The 18,111-nt window shown below is 59.9% G+C and carries 12 protein-coding genes and 2 pseudogenes; 12 read left to right on the top strand and 2 right to left on the bottom strand.

Going from position 1 to position 18,111, the window contains the following annotated elements:
* Positions 1 to 711: 711 nt before the first annotated feature.
* Complete coding sequence (katG, locus tag KGA97_RS25485) at positions 712 to 2,964, bottom strand: catalase/peroxidase HPI (RefSeq protein WP_223481725.1); 2,253 nt, start codon at positions 2,962 to 2,964, stop codon at positions 712 to 714.
* 422 nt (positions 2,965 to 3,386) lie between these two features.
* Here katG and KGA97_RS25480 point away from each other — a divergent pair, with 422 nt between their 5' ends.
* The 4 genes and pseudogenes from KGA97_RS25480 to KGA97_RS25470 all read left to right on the top strand — a co-directional run bounded on the left by KGA97_RS25480 (position 3,387) and on the right by KGA97_RS25470 (position 8,337).
* The gene (locus KGA97_RS25480; RefSeq protein ID WP_008042064.1) at positions 3,387 to 4,514 is read left to right on the top strand and encodes a sensor domain-containing diguanylate cyclase; all 1,128 of its coding nucleotides are present in this window, start codon (positions 3,387 to 3,389) and stop codon (positions 4,512 to 4,514) included.
* A 159-nt stretch (positions 4,515 to 4,673) separates the two neighbouring features.
* Positions 4,674 to 5,801 (top strand): annotated as a pseudogene (locus KGA97_RS29700) (cache domain-containing protein); the annotation flags it as partial.
* Between the two features lie 324 nt (positions 5,802 to 6,125).
* Positions 6,126 to 6,662, top strand: a pseudogene (locus KGA97_RS29695) (methyl-accepting chemotaxis protein); the annotation flags it as partial.
* Positions 6,663 to 6,849: 187 nt separating this feature from the next.
* The gene (locus KGA97_RS25470) at positions 6,850 to 8,337 is read left to right on the top strand and encodes a xylulokinase (RefSeq protein ID WP_317848247.1); all 1,488 of its coding nucleotides are present in this window, start codon (positions 6,850 to 6,852) and stop codon (positions 8,335 to 8,337) included.
* On the opposite strand, the gene KGA97_RS25465 is transcribed toward KGA97_RS25470, so the two are convergent.
* Positions 8,294 to 9,277 carry a LysR family transcriptional regulator gene (locus KGA97_RS25465; protein ID WP_263287980.1) on the bottom strand — a complete coding sequence of 328 codons (984 nt, stop codon included), beginning with the start codon at positions 9,275 to 9,277 and terminating at the stop codon, positions 8,294 to 8,296. The genes KGA97_RS25470 and KGA97_RS25465 overlap by 44 nt on opposite strands.
* A gap of 289 nt (positions 9,278 to 9,566) precedes the next feature.
* Here KGA97_RS25465 and KGA97_RS25460 point away from each other — a divergent pair, with 289 nt between their 5' ends.
* The 8 genes from KGA97_RS25460 (at position 9,567) to KGA97_RS25425 (ending at position 17,712) form a co-directional block, all read left to right on the top strand.
* Entirely contained in the window at positions 9,567 to 10,082 is a 516-nt protein-coding gene (locus KGA97_RS25460) for a flavin reductase family protein (protein ID WP_008042072.1), read from the top strand.
* A 56-nt stretch (positions 10,083 to 10,138) separates the two neighbouring features.
* On the top strand, positions 10,139 to 11,125 hold the full coding sequence (locus KGA97_RS25455; RefSeq protein ID WP_008033226.1) for an ABC transporter permease: 987 nt from the start codon (positions 10,139 to 10,141) through the stop codon (positions 11,123 to 11,125).
* A 46-nt stretch (positions 11,126 to 11,171) separates the two neighbouring features.
* Entirely contained in the window at positions 11,172 to 12,122 is a 951-nt protein-coding gene (locus KGA97_RS25450; RefSeq protein WP_008042074.1) for a sugar ABC transporter substrate-binding protein, read from the top strand.
* 22 nt (positions 12,123 to 12,144) lie between these two features.
* Entirely contained in the window at positions 12,145 to 13,644 is a 1,500-nt protein-coding gene (locus tag KGA97_RS25445; RefSeq protein ID WP_008033229.1) for a sugar ABC transporter ATP-binding protein, read from the top strand.
* 28 nt (positions 13,645 to 13,672) lie between these two features.
* Positions 13,673 to 14,470 (top strand): SDR family NAD(P)-dependent oxidoreductase, encoded by a 798-nt coding sequence (locus tag KGA97_RS25440; protein WP_223481721.1) that lies wholly within the window; start codon positions 13,673 to 13,675, stop codon positions 14,468 to 14,470.
* A gap of 184 nt (positions 14,471 to 14,654) precedes the next feature.
* Positions 14,655 to 15,758 (top strand): LLM class flavin-dependent oxidoreductase, encoded by a 1,104-nt coding sequence (locus tag KGA97_RS25435; protein ID WP_008033231.1) that lies wholly within the window; start codon positions 14,655 to 14,657, stop codon positions 15,756 to 15,758.
* A gap of 82 nt (positions 15,759 to 15,840) precedes the next feature.
* A complete protein-coding gene (locus KGA97_RS25430; protein ID WP_008042088.1) occupies positions 15,841 to 16,728 on the top strand; it encodes a transketolase in 888 nt (295 codons plus the stop codon).
* Positions 16,729 to 16,731: 3 nt separating this feature from the next.
* The gene (locus KGA97_RS25425) at positions 16,732 to 17,712 is read left to right on the top strand and encodes a transketolase family protein (RefSeq protein WP_207286423.1); all 981 of its coding nucleotides are present in this window, start codon (positions 16,732 to 16,734) and stop codon (positions 17,710 to 17,712) included.
* Positions 17,713 to 18,111 lie beyond the last annotated feature (399 nt).

The following is an 18,111-nucleotide window of genomic DNA, read 5'->3' as shown; positions in this document are numbered from 1 at the left end:
CCCTCAATCTCGAACACACCCACAATTTGTAGGAGCCGGCTTGCTGGCGATAGCAATCTCACGGACGCCATCGCCAGCAAGCCGGGCTCCTACAGGTTTTGCGTGAACCCTCAATCCCGAACACACCCACAATTTGTAGGAGCCGGCTTGCTGGCGATAGCAATCTAACGGACGCCATCGCCAGCAAGCTGGCTCCTACAGGTTTTGTGTGGGCCCTCAATCCCAAACACCCCGCAATTTGTAGGAGCCGGCTTGCTGGCGATGGCGATCTCGCGGACGCCATCGCCAGCAAGCTGGCTCCTACAGGTTTGATGGTGTCTCGCCCGGGGTCTTGTTCTGATCCGTATTTTTCTGCGCTATCTGCATCTGTCATGTACCAGTCCTGCGCCCCACAATGACCGCACGGTCCGCAGTCGCGGTAGCCACTGAACCGCAAACTCATCATGTAGGAGGCCCCATGCCCAAGATGGCCATTTTTCTGGGTGGATTTCTGCTGTTAACCATTTTGATCGGTGCCTTGGCCACGATCTCTCCGACCTGATTCCTTCCTTCAATGCGCAATAAGCACAACGCCTCCACTTGGGAGGCGTTGTTGTTTCAGCGGTGCCGTTTATTTACAAGAGTCCGTCGATGAAACCCGAGACTTGTAGGAGCCGGCTTGCCGGCGATGGCGTCCTCACGGCCACCACCGCATCGCCAGCAATCCGGCTCCTACAGGTCAAAACGATCCAGGTTCATCACCTTCGTCCACGCCGCTACGAAGTCTTTGACGAATTTCTCCTTCGCATCACTGCTGGCATACAGTTCGGCCAAGGCCCGCAGTTGCGCATTCGAGCCAAAGACCAGATCGACCCGCGTCCCGGTCCATTTCACTTGGCCGGTTTTGCGATCGCGCCCTTCGAACTCCTGATTGGCGTCCGACACCGGCTTCCATTCCACCCCCATGTCCAGCAGGTTTTTGAAGAAGTCGTTGGTCAACGCCTCCGGTTGCTGGGTGAACACGCCGTGTCGGGTCTGTCCGACGTTGGTGTTCAACACCCGCAAACCGCCCACGAGCACAGTCATTTCCGGTGCGCTGAGGGTCAGTTGTTGCGCCTTGTCGATCAACAGGTGCTCGGCCGTTACGCGGTAGCGGGTTTTCAGGTAGTTGCGGAAACCATCGGCGATGGGTTCGAGGAAGCCGAAGGATTCGACGTCCGTCTGCTCTTGCGAGGCGTCCGTCCGTCCCGGTGTGAACGGCACCGTCACGCTGTGACCGGCATTTTTTGCGGCTTGTTCGACACCGGCGCTGCCGGCCAGCACGATCAGGTCCGCCAGCGAGATTTTCTTGCCGCTGTTGTTGAACTCACGCTGAATGCTTTCCAGTTTCGCCAGCACGCTCGCCAGTTGTTCGGGCTGGTTGGCTTGCCAGGATTTCTGTGGCGCCAGTCGCAGGCGTCCACCGTTGGCGCCGCCACGTTTGTCGGAGCCACGGAAGCTCGACGCTGCCGCCCAGGCCGTTGATACCAGCTGCGAGACACTCAGGCCAGAGGCAAGGATTTTGCTCTTGAGTGCTGCGACGTCACTGTCGTTGACCAAGGCATGGTCGACCGGCGGAATCGGGTCTTGCCACAACAGTTCTTCCTTGGGCATTTCCGGGCCGAGGTAGCGCGAGAGCGGGCCCATGTCGCGGTGGATCAGCTTGAACCAGGCGCGGGCGAAGGCATCGGCCAACTGATCCGGATTGGCCAGGAAGCGCCGGGCAATCGGTTCATAGATCGGGTCTAAGCGCAGCGCCAGGTCCGAGGTGAGCATGGTCGGGTTACGCCGCTTGGACGGGTCGTGTGCATCCGGAATGGTGCCGGCCCCGGCGCCGTTTTTAGCCACCCACTGGTTCGCGCCTGCCGGGCTTTTGCTCAATTCCCACTCGAAGCCGAACAGGTTTTCCAGGTAGTTGTTGCTCCACCGGGTGGGCGTGGTGGTCCAGGTCACTTCCAGCCCGCTGGTGATGGTGTCCGGGCCTTTGCCGGTGCCGAAGCTGTTTTTCCAGCCAAGGCCCTGGGCTTCGAGACCGGCGGCTTCCGGCTCGGCACCGACGTTGTCGGCAGGGCCGGCGCCGTGGGTTTTACCGAAGGCGTGGCCGCCGGCGATCAGGGCCACGGTTTCTTCGTCGTTCATGGCCATGCGGCCGAACGTTTCGCGGATGTCCAGGGCCGACGCGACGGGATCGGGATTGCCTTCCGGACCTTCCGGGTTCACATAGATCAGGCCCATCTGCACGGCGGCCAATGGGTTTTCCAGATTGCGCCCCTCATCGGTACGGCTGTCTTCATTTCTCCCGGGCTCGGCCACCAGTGGAACATCGCCGGGTGCTTGCACGGGTTTTTGCGCTTTGTCGTAGCGAACGTCACCGCCCAGCCATTTGTTTTCCGAGCCCCAATAAACGTCTTCATCGGGTTCCCAGACGTCCGCGCGGCCACCGGAAAAACCAAAGGTCTTGAAGCCCATCGACTCCAGCGCGACGTTACCGGTGAGGACGATCAGGTCGGCCCAGGAAATGTTGTTGCCATACTTTTGCTTGATCGGCCACAGCAGCCGGCGCGCCTTGTCGAGGCTGACGTTGTCCGGCCAGCTGTTGAGCGGGGCAAAGCGCTGTTGACCGGAACCGGCACCGCCCCGACCATCACCGGTGCGGTATGTGCCGGCGGCGTGCCAGGCCATGCGGATGAACAGCGGCCCATAGTGACCGAAGTCTGCTGGCCACCAGTCTTGTGAGTCGGTCATCAGTGCAGTCAGGTCGCGCTTGACCGCCGCAAAGTCGAGTTTTTTGAACGCTTCGGCGTAGTTGAAGCCCTCGTCCATGGGGTCTGACAGAGACGAGTGCTGGTGCAGGATCTTCAGATTCAGTTGGTTCGGCCACCAGTCACGGTTGGTGGTGCCACCGCCTGCGGCATGATTGAACGGGCATTTCGATTCGTTTGCCATGTGCGAGCTACCTTTGGTCGTGTTCATCCGGCTATCGGGCCCGGGGCGGGCGTTAAATAGCAACGAGCGGAATCAAGGACATAGGCTGCAGGGCCAGCAGTTGGATCAACTGATTGTGGTGACCACACGGGAATTCTGAACAGCGGCAATCAGGTTGCCTGCGCGGTGGCCCACGGGTGGCCTAGTCAAGCTTCGGGCTCATTCCTGTCTCCTTTTCAGCGCTAATCCGGCCGGCTTATGGCGCCAGCGCAGACTAAGGTTAGACCTGAGTCGGGAAGTCAGCTAATAGGGCGAGTGTTGGGGCGTGATAGACGTACTCTTTCAATCTGGCGCCCGGAAACATTTCAAGGCCTCGGTTGTTTGCGCTACTGGCTGGGTGCCACAATACTTCTTTGACGAAGCATCATGATCAGGCGGATCAAATGGAAGGACTCGGACCCCGGTATGACCCGGATGCTTTGATAGCAGCGCAGGTACGCACTGATCGCCTGCACCAGTTGTTCCATCAGTCGGTGACGGCGATCCCGGGCAGTGTCCTGGCGGCGATCATGCTGTGCCTGCTGTGTTGGGAGCGCTTCGATCACCACGTCATTTTTTGGTGGATGGGCATTCTGACGGCGTCGACTTCATTGCGCGTCTCGATGTTCATCGCCTATTTCCGCAGCGACAAAAGTACGCGCACACCTGAGCAATGGGAGTGGAAATACTGGAGCACGCTGGTGTTATCTGCCGGTATCTGGGGTGCGGGCGCGCTGGCATTGATGCCCCCGGACGATATTCTGGCTCAGTCACTGGTCATGCTTTTTACCGTCGGGATGTCGGTCAGTGCGGTGTCCTGCTATTCGGCCTACCGATACATGACGTTGGTGTCCATTGGCCTGGTGTTGTTGCCGTGCACGATATGGCTGTTGTTCCAGCCGTCAGCGATGCAAGTCGGCATGGCACTGGCGGTGCTGGTGTTCGCCTCCTTCGTGGCCAGCGCTACCCGCAAACTCTCCGATGCGGTGGAAACCGCCTTTCGATTGACCCGTGAAATGGAGCAGGCGCACCGCATTTCCAATCTTGCCGCGCAGACCGATGAACTCACCGGCCTGAGGAATCGCCGGGCTTTTTTCGAGCACGCCCAGCAGTTGCACAGTTACTGCAAAAACAATCAGCTGCCGCTGTGCGCCGTGATGCTGGATATGGATCACTTCAAACACATCAACGACACCTATGGCCATCAGGTCGGGGATCAGGTGCTGAGTCAGATGGGCCTGGTCATCAGCACCTCGTTTCGTGAAACGGATGTCTACGGCAGGCTGGGGGGAGAGGAGTTCGCCATCCTGCTCCCGGACACCTCGATTGAAGAAACCCTGAACATTGCCGAGCAACTCATCCGCTCGATTGCCGAATTGATGACCGGGCCGGTGCATTGCATAACGGCCAGCCTCGGTGTCGCGTCGATGGACGCCTCCGACCTTGATTTGCACAGCTTGATGAACAACGCCGACAAGGCCCTGTATCGAGCCAAGGCCCGTGGCCGAAACCAGATCGCCGTTTCCGAGTGATGCCGTGCAAGGCTTGTGACCTCGCGGTCATTCAAGTTGCACCGGCAGAGCGCGCTTCTATATAGTGGCAAAATAATATCAACTATAAATAATTTGCCAGCAGGGCTGCATTCACACCGTTGGGCGCTCCGTGCTGGTTGACGAATCGCGCACTTGAGAATGTCCATGCCTAATCGCTCTCTGCACTTCAAGCTGTTCTGGACGGCCCTGATCGGGACCGTCGTCGTCATGGCGCTGCTGCTGGGCTCCATCGCCTATATCGCTTATGGCTCCTCCATCAAAGAAACCGCCGAGCTGGTCGACACGGTCGTCAAGGCCAATGCCAAGGAAGTGGAAGTCGAACTGGGTGTCGGTTTTACCGTCGCCGAATCGCTGGCCAGTGTCGCAACGGCCATGCAGCAACAGCACGTTGATCGCAAGACCGCCGATGCCGTGACCCGCCAACTGTTTGAAGCCAATCCGCAACTTTTGGGCCTGGGGCAGTATTGGGAAACCAACGCCTTCGATGGCAAGGACAGCGAATTCGCCAACCAGCCGAATCACGACGCCACCGGCCGTTACCTGACCTACTGGAACCGTGCGAGTGGCTCGGTGAAATCGGAAGCGCTCAGCGGTTACACCCCGGAAAATGCCGATAACCAGTACTACTATCAGCCGCTGCACAGCCGTCAGCCGTGGGCTTCCGAACCGTTTGCCTACAGCACGGGCAGCGGCCAGAAAGTCATGATGGTGTCGATCATGGCGCCACTGTTGCAGGACGGCAAAGCCCTGGGCGTGGCGGGTGTCGATATCCCGCTTGAAAGCATCAATCGCCAACTGGCGAAAATCGATGCCTACAAAGGTTATGGCGCTCTGGTTTCGAGCAACGGCCTGTACGCCAGCCACCCTGATGCGAAGCGTTTGAGCCAGCCGGCCGACGATTTGCCGACGGCTGCCAAAGAGGCGATCAAGGCCGGTCAGCCGTATGACTTCCAGCGCGATGGCTGGGGTTATGTGCTGCAACCGGTGCGCATCGGCAAAGCCCCGAACACTTGGGCGCTGATGGTGGCGTACCCGCTGGCCGAAGCCATGGCGGGTATCAATCAGTTTCTCTGGACCGCCGTCGTCATCGGCCTGGTGGCGCTGTTGGCATTGGCCATCGTGCTCTGGCATTTGCTCGCGTGGCACATTCGTCCTCTGTCCGGCCTGACGGTCGGTATCCAGGCCTGGGGCGGCGAATTGGGCCTGCGATTTGAACAACGCAGCGGCGATGAAACCGGCAAACTGGCGGGCGCGTTCAACCAGTTTATCCAGCGCCTGGGGGATCTGGTGGGGTCGATTCGCCACAGCAGCGGCGCCCTGATGCAGATCTCCAATCACCTGGGCGATACCACTCAGGCCGTTGCCGACCGGGCGACGTCGCAACACACCGCAACCGAAGAAATGGCCAGCGGCGTCACCGCGCTGGCGCACTCGGTCACCGAGATGTCGCAGCAAGCCGAAGACGTGGAGCAACTGGCGCGCAACACCGAAGAGCTGACCAAGCATATCTCCGGCGATATGAACCAGACCCTGGCCGGGATCACCCACATCGACCAGACCATGGACGACGTTGCCGGCACTGTGGGCGACCTGGAAAAACGCTCGCAGCAGATTGCCGGGATCATCGCGGTGATTCGCAGCATCGCCGACCAGACCAACCTCCTGGCCCTGAACGCTGCAATCGAAGCCGCACGGGCAGGGGAGCAGGGACGCGGATTCGCTGTGGTGGCGGACGAAGTGCGGCAACTGGCAGAACGCACCAGCCGCTCGACCGGTGAAATCGGCGAGATGATCGGCGCCATCGGTTCTGATGTGCGCAACACGGTTGCCAACGTCCAGCAAGTCGGCGAAGCGGTGCGCCTGGGCGTGGTGCAACTGACCACCTCGGCGCAAGGTGTCGATCAGATTCGCCAGCATGCCCAGGACATTCTGACGCGCATCAGCGAAGTGGCGCGCCAGACCCAAAGCCAGGCCGCCACCGGTGAGCAATTGTCCGTCGCCATCCAGGGTGTCAGCCGCATCTCCGAGCAGAACGATCACGCGATCCGCAGCCTGCTCGATCAGTCGCTGCAATTGCGCGATCAGGCCGGGTCGTTGAACCAGCAACTGACGCAATTCAAGGATTGAGAACTGCCTGCAGGAGGCGGCGGCGAAATCTTGCGCCGTCGCCGCTGACCACCGGCGCTCAGGCTTTTTCGCACGGACAGTGGCAGTTAATGCGCAGGGTGTTTGATGACAGTATTCTGTCTGCATAACAATCACCGCTGAATTGTGCGAGCGCCAACCCTTGAAGAGTCGAGCATTGCTGGTTGGGGTGGACATGGGCACCTCAAGCACTCGAGTCGTTGTCATGGACGAAAACGGCCGCAACCTGGGCGCCGCCAGTCGCCCCACACGTTTGTTGAATCCCGCGCGTCAGGTGTTCGAACAGAGCCCTGACGAACTGTATGCCTCGGTCCTGTTGGCGATAAAGGATGCCTTGAGTCAGTCCGACTTCCAGCTCGCGGACGTTGCTGGCCTGGCGATTTGCGGACAGATGGCCGGGATTTCCACCATCGGCCGGGACTGGGAGGCGACCACGCCTTATGACTCGTGGCTGGATCTGCGTTGCGCCAGTCAGGTCCCGCGACTGAAGGCCTGCGAGCCACAGATCATCCAATGTTCGGGTGGCCCGGTGAGTGCCAATCACGCGGCGAAATGGCTGTATTGGCGCGAGGAACAACCGCACACCTACCGCAAGATCAGCAAGATCATCATGCCGGCCGCGTATGTGGCGGGGCGCATGGCCGACTTGAACAGCGATGCCGCGTTCATGGATTACACCTACCTGGGCTTCAACAGTTTTGCCGACAGCCAGGCGATGCAATGGAACACTTCGCTCATTGAGGCATTCGGCCTTGAGGCCGACCGGCTGCCCACGCTGGTAAAACCCTGGGATCGCATCGGCTCGGTCGGCCCCAGTGCGTCGAGCGTTTGCGGACTGTTGGCCGGCACACCGATTTATGCCGGCTGTGGGGATATTGCCGCATCGTTGCTGGGCACCAGGGCCTTCACGCCGGGGCAACTGTTCGACATTGCCGGCACCGGTTCAGTGTTGGCGACGTTGCTCGACCACTATGCGGTCGACTCGCAGCACAACACCCTCGCCACGTTCCGGCATTGCATCCCCGAGCTGTTTTATTCGATGGCCTACGTCGGTGGGGCCGGCATCAGCCTCAATCGGTTCGGTCTCGATAGCGTCGAATGCCAACAGCTCGAACAGCGGGCCGCCGCGCCGTTGGCCGAGCGCAATAAATTATTGTTCTTGCCCCATCTCGGCGGGCGCCATGCGCCGTTCGATGCCTCGCTGGCCGGCGCCTTCGTCGGTCTCGACTGGACCCACGACCGCAGCGACCAATACCGGGCAATGCTGGAGTCGATTGCCTACGAATACGCGCGTTTTCTCGGGTGCATGAAGGACATGCAGATCGTTGTCGATCAGGGTGATGTATTCAGTCTGGGCGGCGGCTCCGGCAGCCAGCTGTTTAACCAGATCAAGGCCGATGTGCTGGGCCTGCCTTATCGCAAACCCCCAGCCGCCGAGTACGGTGTGCTCGGCGCAGCCATGTTGGCGGGGCACGGTGCCGGGGTGTTCGCTGATTTGCAGCAGACCGCCACTGATTGGCCGCGTCCGGACGAAACCCTGACCTTGCCCGACGTTTCGAAGCAGGCGTTCTATGCCGGCATGCGCAAGGCCTATGAGCGGATGCTGACAAACCTCAAACCGGTATTTGTCGATCTGCAGGCGGTTTCGCTTCTCTGAGCACGATGGCGTCGGGCGTCGGGCTCAGAATGTGTCGCGACGCGGTGTCGAGGTGCTTGAAGTACTGAACGGCAAACTCGACAAAAGATCTGACCCGTGGCGGCAATTTCTTCCCGCCTTCGGTGAGCAAATGGAACCCCGTGGTAGGGCATTGATAGTCTTCCAGCAGCGGCACCAGCCGCTTGGCCTGAATGTCCTCCGCCACCTCCCAGACCGACTTCCAGATAATTCCCAAGCCTTGAACCGCCCACTGGCGCAGGGTAAAGCCGTCGTTGGCCAGCCGGTTGCCCTTGACCTGAATCGTGGTCGGCCCGCCCTTGTTGATGAACTTCCAGCGATCCAGTGCAAAGTCGGCGCGCAGTTGCACCAGGCAGTTGTGTTGATGCAGGTCTTCGGGGTGCAGGGGCGTGCCGTGTTGTTCAAGGTACTGCGGCGAACAGCAGACCATTTGCCGGTCCACACCCAGGCTGCGGGCGATCAGCGAGCTGTCCGGCAGGTCACCGAAACGGATCGCGATGTCCGAGCCGGACTCGACGAAGTCCAGTATCCGGTCAGTGAAAAACAGGCGGATGCTGACATGCGGGTTTTCGCGGATAAACGCATCGACCAATTGGCTGACCCACTGCCGACCCAGGTCGGTCGGGCAGGTCAGGCCGATGGTGCCCAGCAGATCGCTGTGACCGTTTTTGATGACGCTGTCGAGCGCATCAACCTGTTCGAGAATTTTCAGGGCGTTTTCAAACAGCAACTGCCCTTCGGCGGTGGGGCTCAGGCTGCGGGTGTTGCGCTTGAGCAAGCGCAAACCATAGAACTCCTCCATCGCCTTGAGCCGGCCACTCATGGCCGCTGGCGACAGGCCCATTTGTCGTCCGGCGGTTGAAAGTGACCCGGTCTGCACGACCAGGCGAAACATTCGCATGTCCTGTAATCGATCAACCATGGCAGTTCGTCTCGCGGAAGTTTCTTGTTAGTTGTTCATGAAGTATCGGCCGATTATTCAGTTAAAGCCATATTGTCGGCGGTGTTGATAAGTACGGCCATAAACATGAGAGCCCCTTGGGGCGGGCGTTTCAGGGCACTTGTGAAGGTAATTCAAATGAGTTTGTTGTTGGCTTCACCTTTCGGAATAGTTGAAAAGTCAATTTTTTAAAAGTGAATAGAAAATGCTGGGTGATTGTTAATAATGAATGCCTGCGCTTGATGAGTCACAATAAGAAGAGGGTTTATGTATGCGTGTTCAATATCAAGAGGCCGCCCCAGCGATTGATCTGGCTGGCCAATTCAAATTGGCGATGGGTCGCTTCGCCTCCTCCATAACCCTGATCACCACACTCGATGATGACGGCCACCCCCATGGTCTGGCGGCCACCGCTTTTTCTTCGGTGTCGATGGACCCCGCGTCGGCGCTGATCTGCATCAACCGAAGCGCCAGCGCCTCACCCGTGATCAAGCGCTCCGGGCTGTTCTGCGTGAACATGCTGCAAAACAACCACGAACCGATCTGCAAGATTTTCAGTCAGCCGGACCTGCGCGAGCAGCGCTTCGTCGCAGGCGATTGGCAGACCGGTATGCACGGCATTCGTTACCTGGTCGACGCGCAGGCTGCGATCTTTTGCGAAGTGGTGCAGGAAATCGAACACGGCACGCACACCATATTCATCGGCAACGTCATTGATGTGATTACGCAACCTCTGGAAGCGCCGCTTCTGTATATGGGCGGGCGTTACAGGGAACTTGGGAATTAAACAGTCGTTGTGTCTTGCTCGGTCTTATAACAATTAGATAAGAAGTGGATGTGGGTATGAATAATCAGTTGCTGGTGAAATCAAGACTGTCCGGGTCCATTCCCAAGTGGATCGGACTGGACACCAATGTCGCAGGCCCGATGATCGGCCTTTTATTGTTATGCACGGTATTAACAGTCTTCACCGATAGTTTTCTGACGTTGAGTAACCTGCTCAACGTACTGGATCAAGTCACCGTGCTCGGCATCATGGCGCTGGGCATGACGCTGGTGATTCTCATCGGCGGTATCGACCTGTCCGTGGGCGCGGTGCTCGCGGTGGCGATCATGGTCATGAGCTGGCTCGAACAGGTGCTCGGCTTGCCGATGTGGGTCGCCATGCTTGGTGCGATCGCTGCCGGTGCGGCGTGTGGTTCAACCACGGCGTTGATGGTGGTCAGGGCAGGGTTGCCGTCTTTCATTGCCACGCTGGCAATGATGTCCATCGCTCGCGGGCTGGCCTACATGGTTACTGACGGCGCGCAAGTCAGCGGTTTCCCGGAGTGGTTCAGCAACCTCTCGGTGATTCGCTACGGCGGTGTGCTGTCGCTGACCGTGACCTGCTTCATCGTACTGGCCCTGGTGTTCTGGTTCGTTCTCAAGTTCACCGTCCCCGGCCGCAGCCTGTACGCCATCGGCGGCAGCAGCAAGGTGGCCAAGCTCGCCGGCATCCGCGTCAAGGGCTACACCAGTGCCGTCTACATCATCTCGGGCATTTGCGCCGCGTTGGGCGGAATCATCATGACCTCGCGCCTGGACACAGCCGGAGCGGGCGCCGGTGTCGGTTATGAGCTGGATGTGATCGCGGCGGTGGTCATCGGTGGCGGCAGCCTCAAGGGCGGCGCCGGCAGCGTGGTCGGCACGATTGTCGGCGTACTGATCATCGGCGTTTTGCGCAACGGCTTGAACCTGGCCGGCATCTCTCCCTTCGTCCAGCAAGTGGTCATCGGCGCGGTGATTGCCTTCGCGGTGATGCTCGATCTGCTCAAGCGCAAAGCTGACTGAACCCCTTTGGTCGAACCGTCCAACACACAATAAAAAGGATAAAGACATGAACCTCCACGCATTTTCGCGGCGCTTTCTGTGGCTGCCGCTGTTGACCTGCATGATGTCGGCAGGCGTTCACGCCGAGAGTAAACCGGCGGAACAGATCACTGTCGGGATGTCGATCCCGAGCCTGCAATGGGTGTTCTACCTGATGGTCCGTGACGGCGTCATGGAACAGGCCAAGACCCTGGGCATCAAGAACGTGCTGGTGGCCGACGCACAGGCCGATCCCGCCCGGCAGGTCAGCCAGATTCAGGACATGTTGAGCAAGGGCATTGATGTGCTGCTCTATACCGCCACGGGCAGCGCGGCGTCGGCCGTGCCGGTGCGGCTGGCGCGTCAGCAGGGCGTGCCGGTGATCTGCATCGACAATTTCCCGAAGAACGTCGAATGCGATGCCTACATCTCCACCGATAACCTGGCGGCAGCGGGTGAGCTGGCCCGGCAGATGATCTCATTGACCGGGGGCAAGGCTGAAATCGGCCTGCTCCAGGGCACCTTGGGCGACTCTACGGAAGTGGCTCGGGCCAAGGGCCTGAACGCGGTGCTGTCCCAGGCGCCGGAGATGAAAATCGTCGACCAGAAACCTACCGACTGGCTACAGGACAACGGCTTCAAAGTCGCCCAGGACATGCTGCAGAAGAACCCGAAGATCAACGTCTTCATCGGGCGTTCCGATGCCCCGGCGCTCGGTGCCGCCCAGGCGGTCAAAGTCGCCAACATCGATCACAAGGTCTGGGTGTTCGGCTACGACGGTTTGCCGTCGGCGCTGGAAGCCATCCGCGACGGCAAGCTGGACATGACCATCACCCAGCAAGCGGTGGAAATGGGCCGTACAGCCTTGCGCACTGCGGTGAATCTGCAACAAGGCAAACCGGTCGAGAAGACCCAGCTGCTGCCGGCCTTCGTCACCACCCGGGAAAACGTCGCGGCTTTCCTTGAGCAACATCCTTGAGATCGGCGAAGGAGGGCACGTCATGAAAGCGATCACCAGCGATCAGGCGCCGCTGTTCAGCGCCTGCAACATCGGAAAATCCTTCAACTCGGTCAAGGTGCTGGAGGACATCAGTCTCGATATCGGTTACGGGGAAGTGGTGGCGCTGCTGGGGGAAAACGGTGCGGGCAAATCGACCTTTTCCTCCATCGTCGCCGGAGCGCTGACGCCGTCCAAAGGCACGATGTTCCTCGCCGGCCAGCCCTATGCACCGACCGGTCCGGGGGCGGCGATTGCCCTGGGGATCAACATGATTCATCAGGAGATCCATCTGCTGCCTGACCTGAGCGTGGCCGAGAACGTTTTCCTCGGCCATCTACCGACCCGGGACGGGATCATCGACCGCAAGCACATGTACCGCGAGACAGAAAAACAGCTGCGTCGACTGGGCCTCGATATCTCGCCGGACACCCCTGTGCGCCAGTTGAAAATCGCCGCGCAGCAACTGGTGGAGATCGCCCGCGCGCTGACGTTCAATTCGCGGCTGCTGATCCTCGACGAACCGACGGCGGCGCTGGGCAAGGAAGAGACCGACCTGTTGTTCAGGCAGATCGAGGAGTTGAAGAAAGAGGGCGTTTCTTTCATCTACATCAGCCATCGGATGGAGGAGATTGCCAGGATCGCCGACAAGGTGGTGGTCATGCGCGATGGCCACCTCATTGCTCGCCACGAAACCGGAGCGGCCGATGTCAGCGTGCTGGTGTCGCAGATGGTCGGACGTTCGATCGAGCGCTTGTTTCCGCAGCTGCCAGCGCCTCGCGAAGAGGTGGTGTTGAATGTCGAACAGCTGTCGGACAAGGCCGGGCGCTTCCACGACATTTCGTTTTCGGTGAAGGCCGGCGAAGTCTTCGGCATCGCGGGCATCGTCGGCGCCGGCCGCACGGAGCTGGTTCAGGCGATTGCCGGGTTGAGTGCGGTGAATCACGGCAAGGTGATGCTGGGTGACCGGCACCTGCCGGCCAACAACGTGCTGGCGGCGATCCGTGCCGGCGTGGTGCTGATCCCCGAAGACCGCAAGTCCGAAGGTGTGGTGCTGAGCCAGACCATTGCCGAAAACCTTGCCTACTGCAATCTCGACAGCCTGAGCTCCTGCGGCGTCATGGCCAATCAGCGGGTGCTGGCGTTTGCCCAGGAGCGCATTGCGACACTGGGGATCAAGGGCCTGGCGGAACAGATGCTCGACAAGTTGTCGGGCGGCAATCAGCAGAAAGTGGTCATCGCGAAATGGATCGCGCGCAACCCGAAAGTCATCATTCTCGATGAGCCGACCCGGGGCATCGACATGGGTGCGCGGGCGGCGATTTACGAGTTGATCATCGAACTGTCGAAGACCGGCGTGTCGGTGATTGTCGTGAGTTCCGACCTTGAAGAAGTCATCGGTTTGTCCCATCGGGTGATGGTCATGGCGCGCGGTTGTTCCCAAGGGATTTTGCACCGACCGCAGATCGCGCCCGACACCATCATGACCCTGGCCACCGCTTGATAACGGGCTGTCACTGAGGAGCTCCATCATGTCTACCCCGTATCAACCGCTACCTTACCGGCCCTTTGCCGAGTTGCTCGACTTGCGCGGTAAAACCGCCGTCGTCACCGGCGGTGGCAGTGGCATCGGGTTCGCCATCAGCCAACGGCTGGCCGAAGCCGGGGCCAACGTGCTGATCGGCAGCCTGGCGCCAGAGCGTTGCCATGAACTGATCGAAGCCGGTTTTGCCGTTTCGTTCCTGGCCACCGACGTCTGTCGTCCCGCCGACATCCAGGGCCTGACAGACACCGCCATCGAGCGATACGGCCGCCTCGATATCTGGATCAACAACGCAGGCGTTTATCCGCTCAAGGCCGTTGACGACATTGATCCAGGTTTCTGGGATGAACTCCACGCCATCAATACGCGTGCGGTGTTTCTAGGGGCACAGGCCGCTCAACGGCAAATGCGCAAGCAGGCGAGCGCCGGGGCGATCGTCAATCTGTCGTCGATTTGCGGTCACCGGCCGATGGCCAATCACTGCACCTACGACGCGTCAAAAGGCGCGGTGCTGGCGATGACGCGAAGCCTGGCCAAGGACCTGAGCGCCTTCAACATTCGCGTCAACTCGGTATCCCCCGGGCTGACGGCAACGCCAGGCAATCTGGAGCCGGAGCTGCTGGAGCAACACCGACAGAACAACGTGTTGAACAACATTGCACTGGGGCGGCCGGCAGAGCCCTTCGAGATCGCCAATGCGGTGCTGTTTCTGGTGTCGCCGCTGGCCTCCTACGTGACGGGTATCGATCTGTTGGTGGACGGCGGCTGGTTGCTGCACGGCAGTTGAAGAGGCACGGCTGATTGCGCTTGCTCAAGCCGATCGCCGCGAAAAATTGAACGCATCCCTTGAACGTTGCGACTTGCAGCGCCGGCACTGGCACGCCTGCAAAACGAGCGCACGTCCTGAAAGCGGTGTGCCGCGCATTGAAATCAAGCGGCGCACCGATCACTGAAAACAGCAGGAGAACGACATGAAACTTGCCATGTTCATGCAGCCCCTTCATCACAAGGGCTGGGATTATCACGAGATGTACGACCAGGATATTGCCTGCGCCGTCCACGCCGACGCCGTCGGTTTTGATGAGCTTTGGGTCGGCGAGCACACCTCGCAACGCACGGAGCCGGTGACCAATGCCCTGCAATTCATGTCCGCCCTGATTCCGCTGACCCGGCGCATGAAGTTGTGCACCGGGGTGCTGAACCTGCCACATCATTTTCCGGCGCGGATTGCCGCTGATGCCGCGATGTTCGATCACATGTCCAAGGGCCGTTTCATCATGGGCATCGGCCCGGGTGGCCTGGCCTCGGATTTCGAGGTGTTCGGCAGCAACGGCAAGGACCGTGGGCAGATGATGGTCGAATGCTACGAGATGATCCGCGCCATCTGGAACTCAAGCGCCCCTTACGAGTTTTCCTCGGAGCACTTCCAGGTCAGCCTCAAGGACTCGGTGAATCACGAGCTGGAAATCGGCTACATGCCGACGCCGTTCCAGAAGCCGTTCCCACGGGTTGCAACCACGGCCATGAGCCCGTTTTCCGGAACGGCGAAACTGGCCGGGGCCAAAGACTGGGACCTGATGTCGGCCAACTTCAACCCGACGGCGACCGTGGCCTCGCATTGGCTGGCTTACTGCCAGGGCGCCGAAAGTGCCGGGATCAAGGCCGATGCGAACAACTGGCGCGTGGCCCGTTCGGTGTTCGTCGCCGACTCCCAGGCCCAGGCCGAAGACTACCTGGCGCAGGACAGCTGCACCCTGCGCCGTTACTTCGATTACATGATCGATAACCTGTCGTCCAACAACTACACCAAGATCTTCAAGACCCGCCCCGACATGACCGATGCGGAAGTGACGGTCGATCACTGCATCAAGGAAATGGTGATTTACGGCGACGTGAATTCCGTGACCGAACAACTGGTCGCGTTCAGTGAGCAGACCGGGCCGTTCGGCACCTTGATGACCGCCTTCCACGAGTGGGATGACGAAGCACTGTGGCGGCGCTCGATGGAGCTGACGGCGCAGCAGGTCATGCCCCGTTTGAACGACTACATGACACCGCGTTTGAAAGCGCAGTAATCGCCTTGTCGCGATTGCGTGCGTGTGTACGGCCACGTCCCGGATGTGGCCGCAACTTTGGTAATGCGCCTGGACACTACACATGACTGATTTGACAAGACAGGACCTGCGCGAAGGTGATCGCGCGTTCGAACTGACCGCCACTGAACTGGCTCGCCTGCGGGAAAAAGCCCAGTTCATTCGCCTGGAAACCATCCGGCTGATCGAGATCGCCAAGGTCGGTCACTACACCTCGGTTTTTTCCGCCGCCGAGTTGTTCGCCGCGCTGTATTACGACGTGATGGACTTGCGGTTTGGCGAGCCGAAATGGCCTGATCGCGACCGCTTCATGATGGGCAAGGGGCATGCGGCGGTCGGCCTGTTTCCGGTGCTGGTGGAGTGGGGCTTCTTTGCGAAAGAGATCCTCGATAACTACACGCGCCTCGGCAACCCGCTGGGCGATCACCCCGACATGCGCAAAGTGCCGGGCGTGGATTTCTCCTCCGGTTCCATCGGGCACGCCTTGTCCGGCGGCCTGGGCATGGCATTGGCCGGGCGCATGCTCGGCAAGTCGTTCACCACCTACGTGATGCTCGGCGACGGTGAAATGCAGGAAGGGCAGGTCTGGGAAGCGGCGCTGGGAGCGGCTCACCACAAAGTCCACAACCTGGTGGCGATCATCGACCGTAACGGCTACCAGCTCGACGGCAATGTCGATGATGTCATCGGCATCGAACCGCTGGCGGACAAATGGATCGCCTTCGGTTGGGAAACCCATGTGGTCGACGGGCATGACCTGGCGGCGGTCACCCGCCTGTTGCGTCGCCTCAAGGCTGATACCACTCGCACGCAGCCGGTCTGCATCATCGCCAACACGGTGAAAGGCAAGGGCGTTTCCTACATGGAAACCGAGCCTGGCTGGCACCTCGGTTATCTCGATCCGGAAGATGCGCAACGTGCTATCGACGAAATCAAAAGCAAGGTGATTTAACTCATGAATACCGCACCTCTGTCGAACAACTCCTGGCAGTACCGGGAACTGAACAGCCAGACACCCAGCTTGAATGCCTTGTCCGATGCGCTGATCGAACTGGTCGAGCAGGGCGAGCCGATTGTCGCTGGCACCGCTGACTTGCAGTACTCCAACGGCCTGTCGAAATTTGCGCAGCTGCACCCGGAGCGCTTCGTGCAATTCGGGATTTCCGAGCAAAACATGGTGTCGGCGGCAGCCGGCATGGCGGCGGTGGGCATGAAGCCGTTTGTGGCGACGTTTGCCTCGTTTCTGCCGTTGCTGTGCTGCGAGCAGATCCGCATGGACGTGGCGTACTCCGCGTTGCCGGTACGTTTGATCGGCCACCACGCCGGGATTTCCCTGGGCTTTTACGGCACCTCGCACCATGCCACTGAAGACCTGGCGATCATGCGTTCGATTGCCGACATCACAGTGGTCGCCCCGGCGGACGGCAATCAGCTCAAGGCGGCCATTCTGGCGTCGGCCAACTACCCGCAACCGATCTACTTCCGCATTCAGCGCGGGCGTGATCCGGTGGTGTATGAAACCGTTCCGGACTTTGTCTTCGGCAAAGCCACTGTGCACTTGACGGGCGATGAACTGACGATCATTGCCACCGGCTCCACGGTTCACCCGGCCCTTGAAGCGGCTCGGGCGTTGAATGCCGCGGGGCGTTCGGTGGGGGTGATCGACATGACGACCATCAAGCCGCTGGACCGTGAGGCGGTGCTGACTGCGGCGCGCAATAGCCGGGCGATTCTGACGGTGGAAGAGCACAACATCATCGGCGGCTTGGGTGGGGCGGTGTGTGAGGTGATTGCGGAAGAGGGCGTTGGGGTCAAAGTGCGGCGGCATGGCATTTACGACGAGTACAGCCTGATTGCGCCGCCGACTCATCTTTACCGGCACTATCGGCTTGATGCGGCCGGGATTGAAAGTGTGGCGCTGGAAGTGCTGGGTTGATTGCGGTTTTTTGCTGAGTGATTGAGGCGGCTTTTGGTGAGGTCGCCTGAGGTTTTTCCCTTTGGGCTTTATGGGCCTGTACGTGTGATCGGGGTGTTCATTGAAGAGCGCGCTGGTTGCACGTTTTTTTTTGGCTTGGTGTTTGTGTACATATCCGTTTCTGCGGTAACGGCCGCTAATGGTTTCGCTTTTACAGCGAGTCACTTGGAAGAGCCCCAAGTAACCAAGGGCTCTTGCCCCTTTCGTTCGGTGCCTCGCTAAGGCTCGGCATGCCCTCGCTCCGGTCCTGCTCCGTGGGCCCGCCGCGATCGGCCATCCTTGGCCGTGCGCGGCTAACCCGGCATCCATGCCGGGTTGCCCACTGCGCAGAACCTGCGCTCGGCCTCTCGAGGGGGCGAC

Source organism: Pseudomonas sp. BF-B-15, from assembly GCF_019946675.1.
GTDB lineage: Bacteria > Pseudomonadota > Gammaproteobacteria > Pseudomonadales > Pseudomonadaceae > Aquipseudomonas > Aquipseudomonas migulae.
This window is presented reverse-complemented; position numbering and strand designations above follow the sequence as displayed.

Bases quoted from the DNA above. Each gene is read 5' to 3' on its own strand.
- KGA97_RS25425 (WP_207286423.1), top strand. From the start codon at position 16,732: ATGAATACCGCACCTCTGTCGAACAACTCCTGGCAGTACCGGGAACTG.
- KGA97_RS25450 (WP_008042074.1), top strand. From the start codon at position 11,172: ATGAACCTCCACGCATTTTCGCGGCGCTTTCTGTGGCTGCCGCTGTTG.
- KGA97_RS25455 (WP_008033226.1), top strand. From the start codon at position 10,139: ATGAATAATCAGTTGCTGGTGAAATCAAGACTGTCCGGGTCCATTCCC.
- KGA97_RS25480 (WP_008042064.1), top strand. From the start codon at position 3,387: ATGGAAGGACTCGGACCCCGGTATGACCCGGATGCTTTGATAGCAGCG.
- KGA97_RS25430 (WP_008042088.1), top strand. From the start codon at position 15,841: ATGACTGATTTGACAAGACAGGACCTGCGCGAAGGTGATCGCGCGTTC.
- katG (WP_223481725.1), bottom strand. From the start codon at position 2,964: ATGGCAAACGAATCGAAATGCCCGTTCAATCATGCCGCAGGCGGTGGC.
- KGA97_RS25440 (WP_223481721.1), top strand. From the start codon at position 13,673: ATGTCTACCCCGTATCAACCGCTACCTTACCGGCCCTTTGCCGAGTTG.
- KGA97_RS25465 (WP_263287980.1), bottom strand. From the start codon at position 9,277: ATGGTTGATCGATTACAGGACATGCGAATGTTTCGCCTGGTCGTGCAG.
- KGA97_RS25445 (WP_008033229.1), top strand. From the start codon at position 12,145: ATGAAAGCGATCACCAGCGATCAGGCGCCGCTGTTCAGCGCCTGCAAC.
- KGA97_RS25435 (WP_008033231.1), top strand. From the start codon at position 14,655: ATGAAACTTGCCATGTTCATGCAGCCCCTTCATCACAAGGGCTGGGAT.
- KGA97_RS25460 (WP_008042072.1), top strand. From the start codon at position 9,567: ATGCGTGTTCAATATCAAGAGGCCGCCCCAGCGATTGATCTGGCTGGC.